Here is a 12,371-nt window from a genome sequence, read left to right as displayed (position 1 = left end):
GTTTATGCTGCATTGCACAATGGAGACGGGATTGGCCCGGAAGTTCCTTTATGTGGTCGCTGGACTGATCGTGCTCGCGCTTGCCGCCTCCTTTGCCTATCGGTTCTATGGAACCCAGCTGATGCGCCAGTTCCTGGTGCCGGCCGGCGACGTCGCGGCATTGCCGCCGGTCGATACGAATGCCTATGGCCGGGCAGAGATGTGGATTGCGCGACCGGACAAACCGGGCAATCCCGCGCTCTGGACCCCCGATGGCCGGGGCGTTGCGAAACGGTCGACCGCGGCGGTGTTCTTCATCCATCCCACGTCGTTCCTCGACACGCACAGCTGGAACGCGCCGCTCGACAACGCCGATGCCAATCAGCGGGCCGAGCTGTTCCTGCGCGGGCAGGCCAGTGCCTTCAACGGCGTCGGCGCAATCTGGGCGCCGCGCTATCGCCAGGCGACCTTCGGGGCGTTCCTGACCAATCGCCCACAGGCGCAGCGCGCGCTCGACCTCGCCTATGCCGATGTGCTGGCGGCATTCGATCAATTCCTGGCGCAGGCCGGCGACCACCCCATCATCCTGGCGGGCCACAGCCAGGGCGCGCTGCACCTCTCACGCCTGCTGGTCGACCGGATCGCCGGCAAGCCGATCCAGAAACGCATCGTTGCCGCCTATGTCGTGGGCTGGCCGATCTCGATCACCGCCGACCTGCCGCGCATGGGCCTCCCCGCCTGTGCACGCGCCGACCAGGCCGGGTGCCTGTTGTCATGGCAAAGCTTTGCCGAGCCGGCGGACCCGTCGCTGATCCTCGATACCTTCGATGCGACGGCAGGCTTTACCGGCAAGCCGCGCGCCAACACGCCGATGGTCTGCACCAATCCGCTCACGGGAAATGCCGGCGACTCGGCCCCCGCCAGCGCCAACCTCGGCGCGCTCATCCCGAGCATGAACCTTCAATCGGCCCGACTGGAACCGGGCCGGATCGGCGCGCGCTGCGGCGGGCGCGGGATGCTGATGATCGGCAACCCGCCGGCGGACTATGGCCAATATGTCCTGCCCGGCAACAACTATCACGTGTTCGACTACAGCCTGTTCTGGGCGAACGTCCGCCGCGATGCCGAACGGCGCCTCGCGGCATTCTCGCACCACTGAGTCGGCAAGACCCGCCGCCGGAAATCGGCGTTCGGGGCTTTGCCTCCCGGACCGATCGGCTAAGGAGGGCTTGTGATCACCACCCAGCCCTCACAATTCCGCGCCGCGCTTCCTGCCGGCGGCCGCCTCCTCGGCCTCGACGTCGGAACCAAGACGATCGGCACGGCGCTGTGCGATGCGGGATGGAGCTTTGCGAGTCCCGCACAACTCATCCGCCGGTCGAAGTTTCAGAAAGACAAGGCGAGCCTTGTCGCGCTGGCAACCGAACAGCAGGTTGCGGGGCTCGTGATCGGGCTGCCGCTCAATCTCGACGGCACCGACTCGCCCCGGACACAGTCGACGCGCGCCTTCGCTCGCAACGTCGAGGACCTGGGGATGCCGATCCTGATGTGGGACGAACGCTGGTCGACCGTCGCGGTTGAACGGACGCTGATCGAACAGGATGCGAGCCGCGCCAGGCGCGCCGAACTCGTCGACAAGATGGCTGCCGCTTACATTCTGCAAGGCGCGATCGACGCATTGGTCAACGTCTGAACGGCATTGGTGCCGCTCAAAGGTTGCGAAGCCGCGCCGGCGGCGCTACCCGGCGGCTTTAATGCAACCGTCAGACCATCGTCCCGCAGCGCAGCTTCCCGGCCGCGCCGCCTTCCCGCACCGGCACCTCACCGGGATCGCGGGTCTTCAGCCGCACGAGATCACCTTCCTGCTCGACGAAGCCGAGCAGTGGGTCGAGGCGAACCGCCACCGCGCCAAGAGCGACAAGCGGCTGGAAGGCCTTACCCAGATCAACGCCTTTTTCGAAAATTCCACGCGAACGCTGCTGTCGTTCGAAATTGCCGGAAAGCGGCTGGGCGCGGACGTCGTGAACATGCACGCCGCCCAGTCGAGCGTGAAGAAGGGCGAAACGCTGATCGACACGGCCATGACGCTCAACGCGATGCGTGCCGATGTCATCGTGATCCGCCATTCGAGTTCCGGCGCGGTGCAACTGATCGCCGACAAGGTCGACTGCCCGGTGCTCAACGCCGGCGACGGCTGGCACGAGCATCCCACCCAGGCGCTGCTCGATTCGTTGACCATCCGACGCCGCCGAGGACGGGTAAACGGGCAGTGCGTGGTGATTTGCGGCGACATCCTGCACAGCCGCGTCGCGCGCTCGAACATGCTGTCGCTCACGGCGCAGGGTGCCGAGGTACGCGTGGTCGCGCCGTCGACCTTGATGCCGCCCGCAATCGAACGGATGGCGGTGACGCCCTACACCGACTTCGATGCCGCGCTGGAAGGCGCCGATGTGGTGATGATGCTGCGCGTCCAGAACGAGCGGATGGCCGGTGGCTATATCCCTTCGACGCGCGAGTTTCATGCGCGCTATGGCCTGACACCCGAACGGCTTGCCCGCGCCAAGCCCGATGCGCTGGTGATGCACCCCGGACCGATGAACCGGGGCGTCGAGATCGATTCGACCGTAGCCGACGATCCGTCGCGGAGCGCGATTACCGAACAGGTGGAAATGGGCGTTGCGGTGCGCATGGCGTGCCTGGACGTGTTGACGCGCCGCGCGCGCGGCGTGGAGGGCTGGGCATGATTACCGCATTCGTCAACGCACGGATCGTGTGCCCGGTCACCGGCGAGCGTACCGGAACGCTGGTGATCGACGGCGAGACGATCGCCGAATCCGATTCGGCGCCGGCCGGGGCAAAGATCGTCGACCTTCAGGGCCGCATCCTGGCCCCCGCACTGATCGACCTGGGCGTCTTCGCGGTCGACCCCGCCGCCTGTCGCGCCGGCGGCATCGCACGCGTGGGGCTGATGCCCGACCAGTCGCCCGTACTCGATGACCCGGGCATCGTCCGCCGCGCGGCATTGTCGGGCAAGCCGCATCTCTGGGTCCATCCGCTCGCCGCTGCAACGCGCGGGCTGGAAGGAACGGACCTGGCGGAGATGGCGATCAACGCCTCGGCAGGCGCGCGCGCCATCGCGACCGGTCGCCGCTGGATCGCTTCGTCCGGGACGATGCACAAGGTGCTCGCCTATGCGCGCGACAACGGACTTGCCGTGGTGACGCATGCCGAGGACGGCGGCCTTGCCGAGGGCAAGGTTGCCACCGATGGCGAGACTGCGACGCGGCTGGGCCTCCCCTCGGCACCGGCCGTCGCCGAGGCGCTGGCGATCGCTCGGGATCTGATGCTCGCGGAGGAGACGGGCGCCCGACTTCATTTTCGCCAGGTGACCACGGCGGCAGGCTTCGATTTGATCCGCGCCGCCAAACGCCGCGGCGTCGCCGTGACCTGCGGCATCACCCCGGCGCATCTGCTCCTGTCGGATAACGCGGCCAGCGATTTCCGCACCTTCGCGCGATTGTCACCGCCGCTCCGCGACGAAAGCGACCGGCAAGCGGCGCTGGCCGCGGTGGCCGACGGTACAGTCGACGTGATCGGCTCCGGTCACGATCCGCGCGGCCCCGAGGAAAAGCGCCTCCCCTTCGCCGATGCCCATGCCGGCATGTCGGGGGCGGAGACGCTGCTGGCGCTGGCGCTGGGACTGGTGCGCGACGACCGCATCCAGCTGCCCCGGTTGTTCGCGCTGCTCGCGGCAAACCCCGCCAGGGTACTGGGGTTGCGCGCCGGAACACTCGAAGCCGGGATGCCGGCCGACCTGGTCGTGATCGACCCCGATGCGCCGTGGCAGATCGTCGGCGAACGCATGGTCGCCCGCGCCGCGAATACGCCGTTCGACGGTCTCCCGGTTCAGGGCAAGGTGCTGGCGCTGTACAAGGGCGGAACGGCGATCGCCTGAATATCGGCCTGCCGGGGCCATCCCCGGCAGGCATGAACCGAAGCGTCAGCGCGCCGCCAGCTGCGCGCGTCCGACGCGTGCCCAACTCGCGACCGCATCGCCCGCCTGAACACGGACGAAGCACGCACCGCCCGCTGCCTTGACCTGCCGGCACAACATATCGGCGTCGGTTCGCGCGAAGCCGCCCACCGACAGGCGATAGAAATTGCCGGCGCGCGTCGCCACGCGAGCGCCCTGCGGTGTCTGACCGCTCAAGCCCGGCACGCGGCGGAGATGACGAACCCATGCGTCGCGCGCGATGGCAGGCGTCGCATAGGCTCCGAGCTGAACGAAATAGCTGCCACGGGCGATCGAACGGGCGGTGCGCGCTTCGCGCACGGGCGCCGGGGCCGCAATGCGGGCCGAACGCTCGCCATGACGCGATGCCTGCATGGCGCGGGGCGGCAACGTAATCCGCTGAACGATTTCCTGGCGCGGACCGAAGATGATCTGCGGCCCCGTTCCGGCGACCTGCTGGGGCTCGGGCTGGGCCTCGCTCGCGCGTTCGACCGGCGCCACAGGCTCTGCGGCAGCGCGCGCGGCGAGCTGTACCGGCGCCGCCACCGGAGCTTCGGTCGCGGCCGGCGGGGCTGCCGGCGCGGCGGACGAGGCAAGCGCGAGGTTCGGTTGCCGCGCCAGGGCGAGCGCCGCAGGCTGGCCGGGATCCTCGACCGCACGGACCTTCAACAGTGCCGCAACCTGATCGTAGGCGTTGGTGGGCTGGGCAAAGCGCGCCCACTCCATCATCCGCGCCTGCAACGCGTCCGGCGGAACATCCATCGCGGCAAGCTGCCCCGCCTCGCGCCAGCGCCCCGCGAGCGCAAGGCTGAGCGCCAGATTTTGCCGCGTCTTGGCCGTCGCGTCGGGTTCGCGCGCCGCCGGCGTGAGGATGTCGATCGCGGTCGCCGGGTCGCCTGCGAGCGCAAAGGCAAGACCGCGATCGCTTGCCGGGATCCGGTCGGAATAGGACTGCAGCAACGTGCGGGCGCCATCCCAGTCGCCCTGTGCGATCTTCGCGAGCGAGAGGTTGAGCGCCGCGTTGCCGTCGGCGGGGTTGAGGGCGAGCGTGTCGGTAAGCGCCTGCGCCGCAGCGTTGAACCGCCCGGCGAGCAGATAGGCCTGCCCCAACAGCGCACGATATGTCGGATTGGTGGGATCGTTGGCCACGGCCTCCTCGGCATGCCGCACGGCGCGTTCCGCAGCCCGGTCGCGGAGCGCCTTGCGCGCGGCCTGTGCCTCTGCATCGGCCCGCTTGGCATTGGGGCCAAGCGCCGCAATGGCTGCAATCGGCAGCCCCTGCGTCGCCAGTCCTGCCAGCGCGACGCCGCCAAGGGCGAACACGGAAAGGCTCAATTTGATGATCGTGCGGACAGTCATCGTCCCAGTCCTTCGGCGTTGGTCATGGCAGTTCCGGCAGGCCATTCGGAGATGGCAGTGCCGGCCTGCGAATCGAGAAATTGGTCGAGTGCACGGGTGACAAGCTGTTGCGCGGAGCAGCGCATCGCCGCCGCGGTCAGTCGCATCCGTAAATGGCGATCCGGGTCCAGCCGCAGCGTGAAGGCGGTCTTCGGCCGCATTGCCGGCTCAGTCGATGGCGCATCGGCAACCTGTTCCGACGCGTCGGGATCAGCCGCAGCCGGCTCGCACCCTGCGGTCAGCCGCGCGCGCAGCGTATCGCGGACCCGCAGCACTGCAGGGCGCTCGGCACAAGCAGACCGTGCCGGCACCGCTTCGGATGGCACCGGCGCTTCCGCGCCGTGATCGTTCCAGCCCAGGTCGTTCCAGGCGGCATCGTCGACCGGAAGGACCGCAGCGTCGGCCGAACTGGCGGGCGATGCCGAGCGCATTGCCGGGCGCGCCTCGCCCTTGCGGGCGAGCAGTCCCGCACCCAATGCGCCGAGCGATTTGGAAGGACCGAGCACCGCCACCGTCCTCAACTCACCACCCGGCGGCCGAAACCGCCGGCAGGTCGGCCGCCCACCGGATGCCCCAGCGATCCGGGCGACGCAAAGACGGTGCGGCGGAAATTCTTTTCCAGCCGATCGGCGATGTAACTCCACAACGCCGAAATCTCCGCCGCAGACTTCCCCCGCGGATCGACCTCCATCACGGTGCGCCCGTCGATCATCGACGAGGCGAAATCGGTACGGTGATGGACGATGATCGGCGCGACAGTGCCGTGCTGTGACAATGCGACGGCGACTTCGGACGTGATCCGTGCGTTGGGCGTCGCAGCGTTGACGACGAAGATCAGGGGCTTGCCCGCACGTTCGCACAGGTCGACCGTCGCGCCGACGGCGCGCAGATCATGCGGACTTGGCCGGGTGGGGATGACGATCAGTTCCGCGATCTGGATCACGCTCTGGATCGCCATGGTGATCGCAGGCGGCGTGTCGATGACGGCCAGTTTGAAGCCCTGCTGGCGCAGTATTTCCAGATCGGAGGCCAGCCGCGCAACGCTGGTCTGCGCAAAGGCCGGCATTTCGTCCTCGCGCTCGTTCCACCAGTCGGACAGCGACCCCTGCGGATCGATGTCGATCAACACGACCGGCCCGTGCCCGGCGAGCTGCGCCTGAACGGCCAGATGCCCGGACAAGGTGGTCTTGCCGGATCCTCCCTTCTGCGAAGCCAACGCGAGAACGCGCATCACCCCCCTCAAACCTGGGTCATTCCTGTGGCTGCCTTGCCACGGCGTCGGATAAGAAGCCGTTAATGGCGCGGGCACCGCGCCCCCAGCCGCGCAGAGGGAGTAAGGATATCTTTGCCAATCGATGGTTAACTGACGGGCAAATCCCGGTTGCGGGACGGAGGTGAACAAGTCGATGAAGTTCGTGTGGATTGCCGCCCTTTCCGGACTGATGCTGGCCGCAAGCCCCGCCAAGGCCGATGACAATCCCGTCAAGACCGGTGTCGAGGCCTATGCGCGCGGTGACTACAAGATGGCCGTCGCATTGTGGCGCGGACCGGCCGAGCGCGGCGACGCGGATGCGCAGTTCAACCTGGGCCAGGCCTATAAGCTGGGTCGCGGCGTCCCGCTCGATTCGCGCCTTGCGGAGCAGTGGTTCCGCCGCGCCGCCGAACAGGGCCACGAACAGGCGGGCGTCAACTATGGACTGGCGTTGTTCGAAAACGGCAAGCGGGCCGATGCCGTGCCCTGGCTCGAACGCGGCGTCGCCCGTGGCGATGCGCGCGCGCAATACATCCTTGGCGTGATGCTGTTCAACGGCGACGTCGTGGCGAAGAACCCCGTGCGCGCCTATGCTCTGGTCGTGCGCAGTTCGCAGAGCGGGCTCGACGCCGCGTCCAAGGCGCTGGCACAGATGGACCAGTATCTTCCCGTGGCCGACCGCCAACGCGGGCTGGCGCTGGCGCGTGAATTGGAAACGCACCCGGCGATCGTCGAGGTTCCCGTCACCATTGGCGACGCATCGGGTACGGCGGCAGTGTCGGCGGAAGCCGCGTCACCGAGCACCAGAATCCCCCGCCCCGCTTCCCCCCGTCCGGAAGCAACACCACCCTCGGTGGCCGTCGCAGCGCCCCCCGCTCCGGCGGCTGCGTCGCCGCGCGCCGCGACGCCGGCGCCTCGCCCCGCCCCATCGGTTGTACCGCAGGCACGACCTTCGCCCGCGCGGACCACGACGCCGTCGGCGCCGGCCCGTCGTGAAGGCGCGTGGCAGGTTCAACTCGGCGCCTTCGGCGATCCGGCGAATGCCCATCGCTTGTGGGCACAGGTCGCCGGGCGCTTTCCCGGTCGCCAGCCGCACTTCGTCAAGACCGGTACGCTGACACGGCTGCTGATCGGCCCCTATGCCTCGCGCACCGATGCGCAGGCCGGATGCCGCGGCGTATCGCCCTGCGTCCCGGTGGCGCGATAGGATAAGGGGACGCTTGAACGCCGGTCGAGGCGGGTTAAACGGTGCTGTGCACCTGACCTTCGACCTGCTCGCCTTTCTTACCGGAATCGCCTTCGTGGCAGGGGTGATCGACGCATTGGCCGGCGGCGGCGGATTGCTGACTCTCCCCGCGCTGATGGCCGCGGGTATCCCGCCCGTTGCCGCGATTGCCACCAACAAGCTCCAGAGCACGCTCGGCACCGGGGGCGCCTTCCTTGCCTTTGCGCGTCGCGGTCATGTCGATTTCCGCCGCTTCGCGCCGCATGCGCTGGCAGTGTTCGCCGGCGCGTGCCTCGGCGCCTTCACGCTCCAGCACGTCGCCCCGACCTTTCTCAAAGGGCTGATGCCCGCCTTGCTGATCGCGATGGCGCTCTATTTCCTGCTGGCACCGCCGATGCGCGAGGCCGACCGCCACGCGCGGACGGGGCTTGGCGGGCTCGCGCTGATTGTCGCAGCGATCGGCTTTTATGACGGGTTTTTCGGCCCCGGCACCGGATCGTTCTTCACCACCGCGCTGGTCGCGCTCGGGGGCCTGGGGCTGGTGCGCGCGATCGCCCACGCCAAGTTCTTCAACTTCGCCAGCAACGTCGCCGCGCTCGGCATCCTCATCCTTGGCAGCAAGGTGATGTGGCTGCCCGGTCTCACGATGGCAGTCGCCAGCATCGCAGGGAACCAGGCGGGCGCCCATCTCGCGATGCGCTTCGGCGGGCGAGGCGTAAGGCCGTTGCTCGTCCTGATGTCGCTGGCGCTCACCGCGCGCCTGCTCGCCGATCCCGCAAATCCGCTGCGCGTCTGGCTGGGCTATTGATGGTCGACCGTCATCCGGTCACCCAATCGGCGCGCGCGATGCCCTGCGCATAAAGCAGCGCGGTCAGGTCGCCATGGTCGACCCGGGCGCCGGCGGCCGCCGCCACAATCGGCTTGGCGTGATAGGCGACGCCCAGCCCCGCCAGCCGGATCATCGCCAGATCGTTGGCGCCATCGCCGACGGCCATCGTCTGTTCTGCCGAAATGCCGAGTGCGGCCGTCGCATCGCGCAACGTCGCCTCCTTCGTGCTGCTGTCGACGATCGGCCGCGCGACCGTGCCCGTCAGCGCTCCCCCGGCGATCTCGAGCCGATTGGCGATCACGCGGTTGAAGCCGATACGCGCCCCGACCGGCTCCGCAAAACGCGTAAACCCGCCCGAAACGAGGATCGCATGCGCGCCGCGCGCGCGCATCGTTTTGACCAGCGCTTCGGCGCCGGGCATCAGCCGGACGCGTTCGGCGAGGCAGCGATCGATCGCGTCTTCCGAAAGTCCCTTGAGCAGCGCCACACGTGCGTCGAGCGCGGCAGCGAAATCGAGTTCGCCGCGCATCGCCCGCTCGGTCACGTCGGCGATCTGCGGTTTGATGCCGGCATAATCGGCGAGTTCGTCGATGCACTCGACGGTAATCATCGTCGAGTCCATGTCAGCGACGAGCAGCGCCTTGGTTCGCCCCGCTTCAGGCTGCACGATCACGTCGGTTCCGGCGAGCGCCCCTTCCAGCGCGGCGCGCGCTGCATCGGGATGGTGGGCGAAGTGCAGGTCGGCGGCAATGCCGTCGTCGATCCAACGCCACTTGCCCGGCGCACAGCCGAGCGCCGAAAGTCGATCCGCTGCGGCGGAAACATCCCCCGCCGCCAAAGCCTCTGCTATCAGTGTCGCGATGAACATGCGTCCCCCAGAACGACCGTTGGTCGCGCTCATTGCAGGGCCGACGGCCAGCGGCAAGTCCGCACTCGCGCTTGCGCTCGCCGAGCGCCACCGCGGCACGGTCATCAATGCCGATTCGATGCAGGTCTATGCCGACCTCGATGTGCTCACCGCCCGCCCGACCGCCGACGAGATGGCACGAGCGCCACATCGCCTGTTCGGGCATGTCGACGCTGCCGACCGCTATTCCGCGGCGCGGTGGGCGGCGGAGGCCCGTGAAGCAATCGCAGAGGCCCGGGACGATGGACGATTGCCGATCCTCGTCGGGGGCACGGGCATGTATCTCCGCACGCTGATCGACGGGATCGCACCGGTTCCCGAGATCGATCCCGCAATCCGTGACGAGGTACGCGCGCTTCCGGTTGCGGAGGCGCACCGAGCACTCCAGCAGGAGGACCCGGCGGCCGCGACCAGGCTTCGCCCCACCGACACGAGCCGGGTTGCCCGTGCGCTGGAAGTCGTTCGGTCCACCGGGCGACCACTCGGCGCGTGGCAGGCCGAACGTGTCGGGGGAATCGGCGATGCGATCACCCTCGCCGCGTTCATCCTGCTTCCCGATCGCGACTGGCTGGGCGAACGGATCGACCGGCGCTTCGCCATGATGGTCGACGCCGGTCGCGACGAGGCCGAACGCCTCCTTGCGCGGAGCGATGTCCCGGCCGACGCCCCTATCCTGCGCGCGATCGGTGTGCCCGAAATGCGCGCCCTGATTACGGGCCAGATCGACCGGAAGGCGGCGATCGCCGCGGGAGCGCTCGCATCACGCCAATATGCCAAACGGCAATATACCTGGTTCCGACGCCAGCCCCCGGAGAGCTGGCACCGCCGGAAAGAGACACAAACGAGTCACCTTGTCGACATTTTTGAACGATTCTTTCTCATTTAACTATTGACGTGCAGTTTTGTTGCCTTTAGCGACCCGCACTCTGGCGGCACCGTATCAAGGAGTCGCGCGTGATGGAGGCAAATGTGGTCGAGAAATGCGGAGCGGACATCCTGATCGAGGCGTTGTGCGACCTCGGGGTGGAAGTCGTGTTCGGCTATCCCGGCGGCGCGGTGCTCCCCATCTATGATGCGCTGTTCAAGCAGGACCGGATCAAGCACATTCTCGTCCGGCATGAGCAGGCCGCGACGCACGCGGCCGAGGGCTATGCCCGCTCGACGGGAAAGCCCGGCGTGGTGCTCGTCACGTCGGGCCCGGGGGCAACCAATGCAATCACCGGCATCACCGACGCGCTGATGGATTCGATCCCGATGGTCGTCATCACGGGTCAGGTGCCGACCGGGCTGATCGGCACCGACGCATTTCAGGAAGCCGACACCGTCGGCATCACGCGCCACTGCACCAAGCATAATTACCTGGTGAAGGATCCGGCGCGGCTGGGGCGGATCGTCCACGAGGCATTCCACATCGCGACTTCGGGTCGCCCCGGCCCCGTCGTCATCGACATCCCCAAGGACGTTCAGGTTGCCACCGCGGCCTATGCCGATCCGGGGCCGATCACGCACAAGACCTATCGTCCCACCACCGCCCCCGACCGCAATGCGATCGAGGAAGCCGTCGACATGCTCGCCGCGGCCGAGCGCCCGATTTTCTATACGGGCGGCGGCGTCATCAATTCCGGCCCGGAGGCGTCGCGGCTGTTGCGCGAGCTGGCGGCGCTCACCGGGGCGCCGGTTACATCGACCCTGATGGGGCTGGGCGCATTTCCTGCCTCTTCGCCCCAGTGGTTGGGGATGCTGGGGATGCACGGCACCTACGAGGCCAACTGGGCGATGAACAAGGCCGACCTGATCATCGCGCTGGGCGCGCGTTTCGATGATCGCGTTACCGGTCGCCTCGACGCCTTTTCCCCGCATTCGCGCAAGATCCACGTCGATATCGATCGTTCGAGCGTGAACAAGAATGTTCGCGTCGACCTGCCGATCATTGCCGATGTCGGTGCGGCATTGGCGCAGATGATCGAACTGTGGCACGCCCGCCAGCATCCGCGACCGGACCTCACCGACTGGTACAACCGCATCGAAGGCTGGCGGCAGATCCGTTGCCTCGACTTCGACGAGTCGAACGAGCGCATCATGCCCCAGCGCGCGATCCGTGCGCTGGAAGCCGCAACGCGCGGCCGGGCGCCGATCATCTCGACCGAGGTGGGCCAGCACCAGATGTGGGCGGCACAGCATTTCGGGTTCGAATCGCCGAACAAGTGGTTGACCAGCGGCGGACTGGGCACGATGGGCTATGGCCTGCCGGCAGCGATCGGCGCGCAACTGGGCAATCCCGACGCGCTGGTGATCGACATCGCGGGCGAGGCGTCGATCCAGATGAACATTCAGGAACTGGCGACGGCGACGCAATACCGTCTGCCGGTGAAGGTGTTCATCCTGAACAACGAATATATGGGCATGGTTCGCCAGTGGCAGCAGCTGACCTATCAGAGCCGTTATGCCGAAAGCTATTCGGACGCCCTGCCCGATTTCGTGAAGCTCGCCGAAGCCTATGGCTGGAAGGGCATTCGTATCGAGCGCCCCGATCAGCTGGAGGACGGCATCGCCGCGATGCTTGCGCATGACGGCCCGGTGCTGGTCGACTGCCTGGTCGCCAAGCTCGCCAACTGCTTTCCCATGATCCCCTCGGGCGCAGCACATACCGAAATGCTGCTTCAGGCAGCCGAGGTATCGGGCGAAATGGACGACGAAGCCAAGGCGCTGGTCTGATCACGGGATGTTCGGGTCCCCGCGCCCTTGGGGTGGGGATCGAAGAGGGTAGTC

12 protein-coding genes are annotated in these 12,371 nt (G+C 67.6%); 8 read left to right on the top strand and 4 right to left on the bottom strand.

The window, feature by feature from the left end; all coding sequences use genetic code 11:
- The first annotated feature begins 31 nt into the window (after window positions 1-31).
- The 4 genes from ACT3CF_RS05935 to ACT3CF_RS05920 all read left to right on the top strand — a co-directional run bounded on the left by ACT3CF_RS05935 (window position 32) and on the right by ACT3CF_RS05920 (window position 3,934).
- Window positions 32-1,138 (top strand): DUF3089 domain-containing protein, encoded by a 1,107-nt coding sequence (locus ACT3CF_RS05935; protein ID WP_478421080.1) that lies wholly within the window; start codon window positions 32-34, stop codon window positions 1,136-1,138.
- Window positions 1,139-1,210: 72 nt separating this feature from the next.
- On the top strand, window positions 1,211-1,672 hold the full coding sequence (gene ruvX / locus ACT3CF_RS05930; RefSeq protein WP_478421078.1) for a Holliday junction resolvase RuvX: 462 nt from the start codon (window positions 1,211-1,213) through the stop codon (window positions 1,670-1,672).
- 61 nt (window positions 1,673-1,733) lie between these two features.
- The gene (locus ACT3CF_RS05925) at window positions 1,734-2,723 is read left to right on the top strand and encodes an aspartate carbamoyltransferase catalytic subunit (RefSeq protein WP_478421076.1); all 990 of its coding nucleotides are present in this window, start codon (window positions 1,734-1,736) and stop codon (window positions 2,721-2,723) included.
- Window positions 2,720-3,934: a dihydroorotase gene (locus ACT3CF_RS05920; protein ID WP_478421074.1), complete on the top strand. Its 1,215-nt coding sequence runs from the start codon at window positions 2,720-2,722 to the stop codon at window positions 3,932-3,934. Before ACT3CF_RS05925 ends, ACT3CF_RS05920 begins: the two co-directional genes overlap by 4 nt.
- Window positions 3,935-3,979: 45 nt before the next feature.
- On the opposite strand, the gene ACT3CF_RS05915 is transcribed toward ACT3CF_RS05920, so the two are convergent.
- Genes ACT3CF_RS05915 through ACT3CF_RS05905 form a run of 3 tightly spaced genes read right to left on the bottom strand, consistent with a single transcriptional unit; the run spans window position 3,980 to window position 6,620 of the window.
- Window positions 3,980-5,350 (bottom strand): SPOR domain-containing protein, encoded by a 1,371-nt coding sequence (locus ACT3CF_RS05915; RefSeq protein ID WP_478421072.1) that lies wholly within the window; start codon window positions 5,348-5,350, stop codon window positions 3,980-3,982.
- On the bottom strand, window positions 5,347-5,901 hold the full coding sequence (locus tag ACT3CF_RS05910; protein ID WP_478421070.1) for a hypothetical protein: 555 nt from the start codon (window positions 5,899-5,901) through the stop codon (window positions 5,347-5,349). Before ACT3CF_RS05910 ends, ACT3CF_RS05915 begins: the two co-directional genes overlap by 4 nt.
- Before the next feature lie 5 nt (window positions 5,902-5,906).
- Entirely contained in the window at window positions 5,907-6,620 is a 714-nt protein-coding gene (locus ACT3CF_RS05905; protein ID WP_478421378.1) for an AAA family ATPase, read from the bottom strand.
- A gap of 163 nt (window positions 6,621-6,783) precedes the next feature.
- On the opposite strand from ACT3CF_RS05905, the gene ACT3CF_RS05900 reads away from it, so the two are divergent.
- The gene (locus ACT3CF_RS05900) at window positions 6,784-7,848 is read left to right on the top strand and encodes an SPOR domain-containing protein (RefSeq protein WP_478421068.1); all 1,065 of its coding nucleotides are present in this window, start codon (window positions 6,784-6,786) and stop codon (window positions 7,846-7,848) included.
- 46 nt (window positions 7,849-7,894) lie between these two features.
- Window positions 7,895-8,674, top strand: coding sequence for a TSUP family transporter (locus ACT3CF_RS05895; RefSeq protein ID WP_478421067.1), 780 nt, complete (start codon window positions 7,895-7,897; stop codon window positions 8,672-8,674).
- A gap of 10 nt (window positions 8,675-8,684) precedes the next feature.
- Here the strand turns inward: ACT3CF_RS05895 and serB are convergent, their stop codons facing one another.
- Window positions 8,685-9,563, bottom strand: a complete 879-nt coding sequence (gene serB / locus ACT3CF_RS05890) for a phosphoserine phosphatase SerB (RefSeq protein WP_478421066.1) — start codon at window positions 9,561-9,563, stop codon at window positions 8,685-8,687.
- On the opposite strand from serB, the gene miaA reads away from it, so the two are divergent.
- Both miaA and ACT3CF_RS05880 read left to right on the top strand, forming a co-directional pair.
- Window positions 9,562-10,488 carry a tRNA (adenosine(37)-N6)-dimethylallyltransferase MiaA gene (gene miaA, locus ACT3CF_RS05885; RefSeq protein ID WP_478421376.1) on the top strand — a complete coding sequence of 309 codons (927 nt, stop codon included), beginning with the start codon at window positions 9,562-9,564 and terminating at the stop codon, window positions 10,486-10,488. The genes serB and miaA overlap by 2 nt on opposite strands.
- Window positions 10,489-10,559: 71 nt before the next feature.
- A complete protein-coding gene (locus ACT3CF_RS05880; protein WP_478421375.1) occupies window positions 10,560-12,317 on the top strand; it encodes an acetolactate synthase 3 large subunit in 1,758 nt (585 codons plus the stop codon).
- Window positions 12,318-12,371 lie beyond the last annotated feature (54 nt).

The sequence above is a fragment of the Sphingomonas chlorellae genome (assembly GCF_056485145.1).
This window is presented reverse-complemented; position numbering and strand designations above follow the sequence as displayed.